We start from the raw sequence: 10,924 nt of genomic DNA on the forward strand, positions 1-10,924 counted from the left end.
CAAGATCAAGTCAAGATCAAGTTAAGTTGAGCCAGGGATCCATCCCCTGCAAGGATCGTTGGCGGATCCCTGGAAGCTGTTATGGCCCTGGGCCAAAGGAGATATCCAATGAAGCTGTTGTTTCCCCTCCAACTCGGCCTAAGCATGGCTTTGCTCTTGGGGCCGCTGGCCGTCTCTCCCGCCCAAGCGCAGCGGATCGTCATCGACGGGCGGGGGATCGTGGTAGAACCCAGCACAGGTGGCTCGGTGATCCTCAATCCCGACCAGCCGGTCTTTTCTCCAATCTTGCCCTCTGCAGTTCCTTTTTCCATCGATGAAGAAGGCAAGATCGTCTCTGCCCCTGGCTACCGCTGCAGTGCGGCTACTGCTGCCGACAACTCCCCCATCATCTGTCGCTCCCAGTTCAACCGCAACGACGTGGTGGTGTATGAGCGGGACGGCCAATCCAACACCTTCTTCGTAAATGCTGACAACACAGTGATCCGGCCCTCCGGCAGTGGGCTGCGGATTTTGCCCAGCTCTGAACCGGTGACTCCCTCGGGTAGCGGCCTGCGCATCATCCTAGACTGAGGGCAGGGATCCCTTCACCTCTTGTCCAGTTGCAACCGCAGCATTTGCTCTGCATCCTAGAGAGGTTTGGCGAAGAAATAGCCCTGGCCATACTCGCAGTTCAACAGCCTCATTGGTGCAGTCGCTGTAGGGTTTCGATCCCCTCGGCAGTGACATCCATTCCCAGGCTGCGGGCCAAGGTGATGATCAGGCAATGGTCTCGGCATTTTCTCCATTCGGCCCCCAGCGCGAGATGTAAGGAGTGATCGATTTTCAGGCCATTTTTTCAGGCCATTGATGAGGTAATCCTGCAGGCCCCTGAGAGAGGAGTAGCCTGGGCCGAAGATCAAAACCCCCGCAATTGCGCCAGTTGCTCTGCCGCTAGAAACCGTAGCCTATTTTGCGGTCTAAGGAGATCTTTCGGTGCTGGGGTGGTATTGTTGCCGTCTTTCTTCCAATTCCATCAGGATCTGCTGATGACGCTGCCGGGTGATTGGGTAGAACCACACCAGCAAGATCCCGCCGATCAAAGCCACTCCCGGTAAGGGGCCAATGGCAACGCGAATGGCCAACAAAGCCGATTCCGGCTGGATGGGCAGGGCCTCTCCGGCCACCGAAGGCACGAAGCCGGCCCAATCCAGAGCTTGCCCCACGAAAAACAGCCCCAGTGCCAAGCCCACCTTTTGTAAGAACACCATAAAACCGTAGAAGATCCCCTCCCGCCGCTCCCCGGTTTGCAGCTCATCCAGGTCGATCACATCCGGCAACATCGACCAAGGGCCGAGATAGGCCGTAGCAGAAACCCCAATGCCGGCCAACAGAGCCAGCCCAATCATGATCCCTTGCTGCCCGGGCTGGAGAAAAAACAGGCCTGCCTGCGAGATCAGCCAAAACCCCGCCCCAATGAGGTACATGGTGCGCTTGTCCAGATGGGTGCTCAGTTGGGTCCAACCAAACAGCGTCAGCACTGCGATCCCCTGTACCGCCAGTACCACCAAGGAAATCCACACCTCCGGCAGGCCCATCCAGAAGACGATGAAATAAGGGATGATTGTGGCTGTGAACTGAAACGCTAGCCAAGAACACAGGTAGATGCCGCTGACAAACAGGTAGGGGCGGTTGCTGAAGGCCACCCGCAGTTGTTGAACCAGGGGCATGGGATCCCGTTGGGATGGATACCGTTCTCGCACCCCCCAAAAACAGATCAGCAAGGGCACAGCCGAGATCACTCCAAAACAGGCTCCGGCCAGCAGATGGCCGGCAGCCCGATCCGGCAGCAGGTTGACCAAGAGCGGAAAGGTAACCACCGCAACCATGCTGCCCCCTACAGAGAAGGCAAAGCGGAATTGGTTGAGCTGGGTGCGCTCGTCGTAATCCTGGGTCAGCTCCGCTGTCAGGGAGGCGTAGGGAATATTGGCCGCAGAGTAGAAGGTATTGAACAAGAGCGACACCGCCAGGTAGTAGGCAAACAGGGGGCCAATCCGACCGGGAAAAGGGATCCACCACTGGGCCAGGAACGTGAGGCCGAAGGGGAGGGCTGCAAACAGCAGCCAGGGGCGGCGACGGCCCCAACGGGTGCGGGTGCGGTCGCTGAGAATGCCGATGATGGGATCGTTGATGGCATCCCAAAAGCGAGTGATGGCGTAGATGCTGCCGGCTAGGCCTGCCGACATGCCAACGGTATTGGTGAGAAAGGGCAGCAGGAAAAAGATGAGGATGTTGGCCGTCATGCCTGTGCCCAGATCCCCCACCCCATAGGCCAGCTTCGTCCACAAACTGAGTCGCTGTCTGGTCATCATGTCCCCCTGGAATGCCAGGATTCCAGTGTAGGGGGTAGGTGGAGATTTCTTTTTTGGGGATCCCTGGAAAAGCTGATCAAAATTCAGGGTCTTCTCCCAGTTCCCGTAGCCGCTGGGCCAGTCGTTCGGCTCGGGAGCGTTCCAATTCTGCCCGCTGCCGTTCCAATTCAGCCCGTTGCCGTTCCAATTCAGCCCGTTGCCGTTCTAGTTCAGCTCCCGTAGGCAACAATTGCCCTGCCCTATCGTACCAGCGCACCCAAAAGCGTTCTCGCCCCTCGTAGGATCCCCACCACCGACCGATACTCAAGTCCAAATCGGGCAACAGAATTGGGGGATGTTCTCCAGCGCCTGAGCCGGGGAGCAGCTCATAGTGTCCGCCCTGGAGTTGATAAACATTCAGCTCATCGGTCTCTAGCTCGAAGGTGACGTAGTAGGGGATCCGCAGCCGCCTTTCGTAGAGCTGGAATTTGGCTTGTCCGGGTTTTTCTTCCCCCTGGTCGTTGCAGATGATCTCCAAGATGAGAATAGGCAAGATATTCCCTTCATCCCAAACCACATAACTTTTGCGGGCAGTGCCATCCCGCCAACGGGGAACCCCCAGCACCAGAAACAAATCTGGAACAATGACCTGCCGGGGTAGGGCGTAGTAAAGGCCCATATTGCAAGCCACAAAAAAGTCTTGCCGATCCGACCAGTGCAGCAGCAGCGGTTCCCGGAGGAGGGGGTATTGGCGGCCTTGATCCTCGTTGTCCAAGGGGGTGTCGTCTGTATCGGGCAAGTCGTGCTGGGTGGGCCAGCGATAGGGGGCGATGGTCATGGCCAGGCAGGAGCAGTATGCCTCCACTGTAGCGAATGGGTTAGGACTGCATTTGGCTCATCGCCTCCAGATCCAGCACCTTGGCCACCTGTTCCGGGGTCATCAAGTTGCGCTCTAAGACAATCTGCCGAATGGACTGGCCGGTTTCCAAAGAAGCCTTGGCCACTTCTGCAGCTTGCAAATAGCCGATGTAGGGGTTGAGGGCGGTCACCAAAGCCAGCGTCCCTTCTGCGTAGCTACGGCAGCGCTCCGGTTTGGGGGTGATGCCTTGAATACAGCGCTCGGCAAAGACCCGCAGGCTGCTGTTCAGAATCTGCAGGCTGTGCAGGAGGTCATAGGCAATCAGGGGCATCATCACGTTGAGCTCAAATTGCCCCGCTTGGGCTGCGAGGGTGATGGCGGTATCCAGCCCAATCACCTGGAAACAGACCATGTTCAACATCTCGGCTATCACCGGGTTGTACTTGCCAGGCATGATGGAGGAGCCAGGCTGCACGGGTGGCAGTTGGATCTCCTTCAGGCCGGTCTTGGGGCCAGAATCCATCAGCCGCAGGTCGTTGGCCAGCTTGATGCCATCTTGGGCCAGGTTGCGCAGGGATCCCGACAGATGCACAAAGGGGGCCATGCTCTGCATCGCCGCCATGGGGTGGGGAGCAGGGGTGAGGGGCAACTGGGTATACTCTGCCAGCCGTTGCACCACCTTTTGCCGGTACTGGGGATGAGTGTTGAGGCCGGTGCCGACGGCGCTTCCCCCCAGCCCCAAGCTGCACAGGGCCTGGCTGGCCTCCTCAATCCAGCGACGGTGTTGGGCAAAGATGGCCGCGTAGGCGCCGAAGCTATCCCCCAGCCGCACTGGCACCGCATCCTGCAAATGGGTGCGACCGGCCTTGAGGATGCCGCGAAACTCTTGGGCCTTCTGCTCCAGCGCCGCTACCAAATTGTCCAGCGTGCCCAGAAAATCCCGTCGCACCCGCAGCAGGGCAGCCAGACGAATGGCGGTGGGGATGACATCGTTGGTGGACTGGCCGTAGTTGACATGGTCGTTGGGGCTGACCCGCTCGTAGCGGCCCTTGGGCTCCCCCAGGATCTCCAGAGCGCGGTTGGCCAGCACTTCGTTGACGTTCATGTGGTGAGAGGTGCCTGCCCCTGCTTGGTAGATATCCACCACAAATTGATCCCGCAGGGATCCCTGGAGGATCTCATCCGCCGCTTGGACAATCGCCTTGGCCACCTCTGCCGGAATGCACCCCAGCTCGCCGTTGACCTCCGCCGCCGCCTTTTTAATCAGCACGCAGGCCTCCACATACTCTGGCAGGGGCTTGAGGCCGCTGATGGGGAAGTTCTCCAGGGCACGGGCGGTCTGGATGCCGTAGTAAACCGACTGGGGTAGTTGCCGCTCCCCCATTGAGTCTCGTTCGCTGCGCACCTCAGCCAAGGCTTTTCCTCCCCCGTTCGCGGATCCTTGGGCTAGCTTCCGGCAGCCTTCTCTGAGGGTGTCTCGACGGCTGCAGATAAGTTTTGTAAAGTAGCCTGCAACTGCTGGCTGAGGCGCTCGTTGTTCTCTGCCAAGACCAACACCATGGCCGCACAGGCCAGATGCACCCCCGCTCGAAATTCTGCCGAAGACTTGTACTGGATCAGCGCTTCGCTATCCCCTTCCCGCGGGCTGAGGATGAGCTGAACCGACTTTTGGGCCAACTCTGTCAGTTCCCGTTCCGTTAAACCGAGCTGCACCGCTTCTGCCCTCCCTGCTGGCCGACAAACAACCCTCGATCCTGTTCAAGATCGCCACTTTGGTATCCTACCGCGGCCTGGCAGGATCCCCAAGTGAGCGGGCCTTGACAACGCTTGACGGCTCTAGAAAGAGACGGAAAATGCCGGTTAGTATAGGTGCAGCCTGCCTTGGCCTGCGGGCCAGTGGCCGACTTTGATTGGAGAGTCCAAACTCAGGGTTCGGCACTGCTCCGAAGGGGGCTAGTCCTACTTAGCATTTGTCTTGTGTTGTTATTTCGTTGAGAGAGGAAAACTTGACCGTAGAGCGTCCACCTGACCGCTTCCCCCGCAAGCAGCGCGCAGAGCTGCCGGCTATCAACGAGCGCATCCGCTTCCCCAAAATCCGCCTTATCGATACCGACGGCACTCAGTTGGGGATCATGAGCCCGCGCGAAGCCCTGCGCCTGGCAGAAGAAAAAGATCTGGACTTGGTCTTGGTGAGCGAAAAGGCCGACCCGCCCGTCTGCCGCATCATGGACTACGGCAAGTTCAAGTTTGAGAAGGAGAAGAAAGAACGGGAGGCCCGCAAGAAGCAACACACTGCCGAGATCAAGGAAGTGAAGTTTCGCTACAACATCGGCGAGCACGACTACAACGTGCGCCTGCGCAGCGCCCAACAGTTCTTGGGGGATGGAGACAAGGTGAAAGCCACGGTGATGTTCCGCGGTCGTGAGGCCCAGCACGCCGAGTTGGGGGAAGAATTGCTGCACCGCTTGTTCAAAGACTTACAAGAAGTGGCGGAAATGCAGCAGCCCCCCCAAAAGGAAGGGCGAAACATCACGATGATTCTCTCTCCCAAAAAATCGGTCTGAGGAGGGATCCCACCCATGCCCCTTGCCGTTGGGGATCCGGCTCCGGAGTTCACCCTGCCCGATGCCGAGGGCAATTCCATCAGCTTGAGCCAGTTGCGGGGACAGCGGGTGGTGCTCTATTTTTACCCGCGGGACAACACCCCCGGCTGCACCCAAGAAGCCTGCGGCTTTCGGGATGCCTACGCTGACTATCAAGCCCACGGCATCGCCATCTTGGGGGTGAGCGCCGACGATGCCCGTTCCCACCAAAAATTTGCCCAGAAGCTGCAACTGCCCTTCCCCCTGTTGGTGGATGAGGGGGCCAAGGTGGCCAGGGCTTACGGGGTCTATGGGCCGAAAAAGTTCATGGGCAAAGAGTACAACGGCATTCACCGCACCACTTTTGTTATTGATCCGGAGGGGAAGATCGAGGCCGTTATCACCAAGGTCAAGGTGGAAACCCACGCAGCGGAGCTGCTCAAGCAGTTGACCGGCTCTTAGGCTTTCCGGTGGGAGTTCGGCAGACCTGCTGCTGGGCTCGTTGTTCTGGAACCTGAGCCAAGACGGGAACGAAAAGAGCAAAAAAAGATGTAAAGTGCCGGTATTGATTCCTCGTGGGCTAGGGCCGTGTCCCGACGCAGCCGTACCCTCAAGTCGATTCACGACAGCTACCAAATGTTGGGTTTGGCCGGCCAAGGGCAGTACGGGCGTGTATTCTGTGCCCGTCCCCGTCAAGGAGGAGACCTGGTGGCCCTGAAGGAGCTGCCGGCGGAGCGCTTTCCCACCCAAAATCTGCTGCGGGAGCTGCGCCATCTGCTCACCCTCAACCACCCCAACATTACCCGCTGCTACGCCCTCGAACATGCCCGCGAAGGTCGCTACCTGGTGTTGGAGTACTGCGAGGGAGGCACGCTGCGGGAGCTGATCGACCAGGTGGAGCAAGGGCTGTGGCTGCCGGTCAAGCAGGTTTTGGGCTTTGTGGATCAGATTTTGGCCGGGTTAGATCATGCCCACCGGCAGGGGGTGATCCACTGCGATGTCAAGCCCGAGAACATCCTGCTCAAGCCCACGCCCCAGGGCTGGCAACTGAAGTTGACGGATTTTGGCATCGCCCGTCGCCTGCAGCCTGCTGCCGGCGAGATCACCGCCACCGGATCCCCTGCCTACATGGCCCCGGAGCGGTTTTATGGCCAGTTCAGTCCCGCTTCCGATCTCTACGCGGTGGGGATCATCCTGCTGGAGCTGTTGACAGGCCGGCGGCCTTTTTCCGGATCCCCCGGCCAGTTGATGCACGCCCACCTCAACCAGCCGTTTGTCTGTCCCGAAGGGATCCCTGCCCCGCTGCGGGAGGTGCTGGAGATAGCCCTACGCAAGTTGCCCTTGCGGCGGTTCCGCACTGCTGCCCAAATGCGGTCGGCTTTGGCGGTGGTTGCCCAAGAGTGGCAAGAGCTGGCCAGTTGTTGGGTTGGCCCTCGCCTGCCCAGATGGCCGCCCCCTGGGGTACAGGTTTGGGATCTGCCGGATCTGGGCTCTGTTGACACTGGCGGGATGGGGTTCCTGGCCGAGCAAAAGTTCTGCATCTGCGAGGATCCCAGCGGCTCCAGATCCCCGCTGCTGTTGCGGGTGACCCCCCAGAGGCTGGAATGGCTGGAGCTCCAGAACCTTGCCCTGGGATCCCCTGCTTTGGCCCGTTTTTCCCTGGACGAGCCAATTCGGGCGGTGCTGCCCTTGAACACCTTCCCAGAGGCCCTGGCCTTCTCCCGAAGCAGCCTTTTGCACCTCAGCCCCAGCCGCATCCGCACCTTGCTCAGCTTTGAAGGGGATTGGCAGGCCACCTGGCTGGCAGAGCGACAGGAGCTGTTCTGGGCCACCGCCCAAGAGTTGGGGGCCGTACAATGGCAGCCGGCCACGTCGACAGGAACACAGCCTTTCCCCGATTCCCGCTGCTATTTTCGTTGGCCTTGGCAGGGATCCCTGTCCCGCTTGCTGGCCCTCTCGGAGCATCTGGTTTTGTTGACAGGTGTGGGGCAGCAGTGGGTGGAGATGAGCCTCTTGCCCTATCCCAAGGGACGCCATCCCGCTGTCGCGACCGGTTGGTCTCTGCAGACGGGATCCCAGCCCATTCGCTATCGCCTGCCCTTGGATCCCCAAGGGGGGGTGATCAGCTTGGGAGAACGGTTGCTCTTTGCGGCAACAGATGAGGGAAGGGAAGGCCAGCAAGGTTGCTGCCCCTATCTCCACTCGGTGCAGGTGAATCCGCTGCGGGTGCGCCGCTGGTTCTTGAAAGGGCAACCTGTCCAGATGGCCAAGGCCCCTTGGGGCGTGCTGCTGCTGTGTCGAGAGGGCGAGCAATCCACTTCCCTCTGGCTGTACAGTGAAAAAGGGGATCCCTTGGCCCAAGTAGCTGTGCCTAACGGCTCACAGGTGTTGCAGGTGGGCCAAAGGGGCAAGATTTGGCTGCAGGTGCCCAAAGCAGAGAAATCTCACCTGTCTCAGCTTTGGCAATTGGATCTGAACTGCTTGCCGGTGAGTGGACAGCCTTCCCAGGTGATGCTGTGCGACCCAGCGATCTAGAGTTTCGCCAAGGACTCCGTCCCGCTGTCGCGACCGGACTCGGCCAGAACCGCTATCAGCCCTAAGATCAAGTTTGAAGATCAAGTTTGGCCAGATGCCCGGCCAGCTCTGCTGGGCTGTGGACCAGGGGAGTGGTGATCTGTCCAGCCTGTTGGAGAACAAGCATGAGTCAGTATCTGCCGGAACCTGCTGCTGTGGAGGAGGATCCCAGCTTGTTGGTAGAGCGGCTGCGCCGCAAAGAGGGCCGGTGGCTGGATTGGGCCAAGGCCTGTCAAGCTTTGCAACGACAGAAAATGACTCCCCAGGCCATCTTCGAGGCAACCGGGTTTGAGCCCATTCACCAAAACCAGATCCTTGTTGCGGCCCAGGTTTACGAAGGGATGGCCAAAGCAGGAGCCAGCCCAGAAGTTCTGGGGCATTTTGCCCATAAAGGCAGCGATATCCTCTACGAGTTGCGCATTCTCTCTCCACAGGATCGGGTTCGGGTGGCGGAATTTATCTTCAGTCGCCATTTGAATGCCGCTGATGCTCATGAGATCGCCCGCGCCGTGAAAAATTATGCCCAGCTCCAACAGCTTCCGGAAGGGTTTACGGATCACCCCGGCGATGCGGTAGCCTATCAGGCCTGGAGAACGGCCCAGCAAACCCGCGATCTGCAGGAGCGAACTCGGGCTATCGGTCGAGCGTTTCAGTATGTCCACAGTGATACAGCCCGCCGACAGGTGGAGCAGCTCTTGTCCACGATTGCCACCAGCTCCCGCCCCCAACGCAGCGTTTTGCCCAAGCTGTCCGTGTTTCGCTTGGAAGAAGATCTGCCGCGACTGCTGCCGGTGGCCGGATCCCTGCCTCTTGCAACTGCCGCCTGGGAAGGGATCCCCCCCAGCGAGCCGCAAGGGCCCTTTGGCTGGGTCAACAGCCCGGCGGAGCAGACTTGGATGGCCTTGCCTGCTTGGCCGGTGATTCAAAAGGCCGGGGATCCGGTGATCCTTCAGGTGGAAAACCGGCTTTTGGGATCCCTGTTGGGTTTGCCGGTGCCTGCCGGTGAAGAACAGGATCCGGTTTTGCTGGTGGTCGATCGCGCCGCTCGGGTTTGGGAGGGAGCTCAGATGGCGGGATTTTTCCTGGGGGAGCGGGCCGGATCCCTGGCGGTGGAGTGGATAGAAGACTCGCCCTCCTCTCCCCTGTTGGGCCAGGTGCTGATGGCCGTGCGCCCCCCGCGGGTTTTCGATGAGGTGCTGGCTCAGGATCCCTGGCAGTTGGAAGAATAGGCGTTGGGATCCCGCCGTTGTAGCCATTCGTGCTAGTGGTGCAGAGCACCGCGCCTGGACTCGCCCCCATGGCCTCACCCATGGCCTCAATTGAGCAAGGCCAAGTTATCCCGGTGGACGGCAGTATCAACCCCTTCGTAGCCCAGGATGCGGGGAATCTCGGCGGTTTTTTTGCCCTTAATCTGCCGCAGCTCCTCGGCGCTGTAGTTCACCAGGCCCCGCGCCACCTCCTGGCCGCTGGGATCGCACAGGCGCACGGCAGCCCCCGCCTCAAACTCCCCAGAAATGGCTGTGATCCCTGCCGGCAACAGCGAGCGCCCTTGCTCGCACACCGCTCGTACCGCCCCCTCATCCAAAGTCAAAGATCCCTCGGGGATGAGGCCGTAGGCAATCCATCGCTTGCGGGCGCTGGCGGGCTGAGGAGCTGGATCAAAGCGGGTGCCGATGGCCTCGCCGGCCAGAATTGCCGGGATCTGCTCAGGCCGTTTGCCATTGGTGATCACCACCGTTACCCCTGCAGCTGTAGCAATTTGAGCAGCGGTCAGTTTGGTGGCCATGCCGCCGGTGCCCCAGCCGCTTTTCCCCTGGGCTTCGGCCTTCACCTGTAGCGGGATCCCGGGCAACACCCGCTCAATGGGCTGGGCAGAGGGATCTCGGTTGGGGTCAGCCGAATAGAGCTTGTCCACATCTGTGAGCAGGATAAGCCACTTGGCCTGCACCATGCTGGCCACTAACGCCGAAAGCGAGTCGTTATCGCCGAATTTCAGCTCCTCCACTGCCACCGTGTCGTTTTCATTGACGATGGGAATAACCCCCATCTGCAGCAGTTGGGCAAAAGTGCGATTGGCGTTCACGTAGCGGCTGCGCTCCACCAGATCGCCGCGGGTGAGCAGCACTTGGGCAATTGGCTGGTTCAGAGCCGAGAAGAGGTCATCGTAAAGGCGGATCAACCGCCCCTGTCCCACCGCAGCCACCGCCTGCTTCTCGGCAATAGCCGTCGGTCGTTGCCGCCAGCCAAGGCGAGCACAGCCCACCCCCACCGCCCCAGAGGAGACCAAGATCACCGCATACCCCTGCCTGCGCAGGTGGGTCAGCACCTCCACCAGCGGCCCCAACACCGAAAGACGCAACAAGCCGGTCTGAGTATCTGTCAGGCTGGAGGTGCCGATCTTCACCACCACCGTCACGTCTGTTGTTGCCATCGCCGCTCTCAACCCATCCTCCCACCCCTCTATTCACCATAGCGCCACCATAGCGGAGTCAAGACGCAGCTGTATTGACCAAAAGGCGCGGCAAGCCCCGTCCTTCAGGGCGGGGAAGGATAGCGCCGACCATAGCCGACGCCCTTTAAAA

General features: G+C 59.9%; 10 protein-coding genes. 5 read left to right on the top strand and 5 right to left on the bottom strand.

Annotated features, from left to right (window positions below; all coding sequences use genetic code 11):
• Positions 1–108 precede the first annotated feature (108 nt).
• The gene (locus tag NW805_RS02005) at positions 109–570 is read left to right on the top strand and encodes a hypothetical protein (protein WP_414421472.1); all 462 of its coding nucleotides are present in this window, start codon (positions 109–111) and stop codon (positions 568–570) included.
• A gap of 386 nt (positions 571–956) precedes the next feature.
• Here NW805_RS02005 and NW805_RS02010 read toward each other — a convergent pair whose 3' ends face one another.
• The 4 genes from NW805_RS02010 to NW805_RS02025 form a co-directional block, all read right to left on the bottom strand.
• Positions 957–2,345 carry an MFS transporter gene (locus NW805_RS02010; protein ID WP_414421473.1) on the bottom strand — a complete coding sequence of 463 codons (1,389 nt, stop codon included), beginning with the start codon at positions 2,343–2,345 and terminating at the stop codon, positions 957–959.
• Positions 2,346–2,424: 79 nt separating this feature from the next.
• Complete coding sequence (locus NW805_RS02015; protein WP_011432178.1) at positions 2,425–3,165, bottom strand: Uma2 family endonuclease; 741 nt, start codon at positions 3,163–3,165, stop codon at positions 2,425–2,427.
• A gap of 40 nt (positions 3,166–3,205) precedes the next feature.
• Entirely contained in the window at positions 3,206–4,591 is a 1,386-nt protein-coding gene (locus NW805_RS02020; RefSeq protein WP_414421493.1) for an aspartate ammonia-lyase, read from the bottom strand.
• Positions 4,592–4,632: 41 nt separating this feature from the next.
• Complete coding sequence (locus NW805_RS02025; RefSeq protein WP_414332053.1) at positions 4,633–4,899, bottom strand: hypothetical protein; 267 nt, start codon at positions 4,897–4,899, stop codon at positions 4,633–4,635.
• A gap of 293 nt (positions 4,900–5,192) precedes the next feature.
• On the opposite strand from NW805_RS02025, the gene infC reads away from it, so the two are divergent.
• The 4 genes from infC (at position 5,193) to raf1 (ending at position 9,571) form a co-directional block, all read left to right on the top strand.
• Positions 5,193–5,750 (top strand): translation initiation factor IF-3, encoded by a 558-nt coding sequence (gene infC, locus NW805_RS02030; RefSeq protein ID WP_011432175.1) that lies wholly within the window; start codon positions 5,193–5,195, stop codon positions 5,748–5,750.
• Between the two features lie 15 nt (positions 5,751–5,765).
• The gene (gene bcp / locus NW805_RS02035) at positions 5,766–6,230 is read left to right on the top strand and encodes a thioredoxin-dependent thiol peroxidase (RefSeq protein WP_414421474.1); all 465 of its coding nucleotides are present in this window, start codon (positions 5,766–5,768) and stop codon (positions 6,228–6,230) included.
• A 126-nt stretch (positions 6,231–6,356) separates the two neighbouring features.
• Positions 6,357–8,303 (top strand): serine/threonine-protein kinase, encoded by a 1,947-nt coding sequence (locus tag NW805_RS02040; RefSeq protein ID WP_414421475.1) that lies wholly within the window; start codon positions 6,357–6,359, stop codon positions 8,301–8,303.
• Positions 8,304–8,467: 164 nt separating this feature from the next.
• Entirely contained in the window at positions 8,468–9,571 is a 1,104-nt protein-coding gene (raf1, locus tag NW805_RS02045) for a RuBisCO accumulation factor 1 (RefSeq protein WP_414421476.1), read from the top strand.
• Between the two features lie 86 nt (positions 9,572–9,657).
• Here the strand turns inward: raf1 and proB are convergent, their stop codons facing one another.
• Positions 9,658–10,773, bottom strand: coding sequence for a glutamate 5-kinase (gene proB, locus NW805_RS02050; protein ID WP_041436197.1), 1,116 nt, complete (start codon positions 10,771–10,773; stop codon positions 9,658–9,660).
• Positions 10,774–10,924 lie beyond the last annotated feature (151 nt).

This window comes from Synechococcus sp. W60.1 (genome assembly GCF_047461575.1).
In the GTDB taxonomy this organism is placed as follows: Bacteria; Cyanobacteriota; Cyanobacteriia; order Thermostichales; family Thermostichaceae; genus Thermostichus.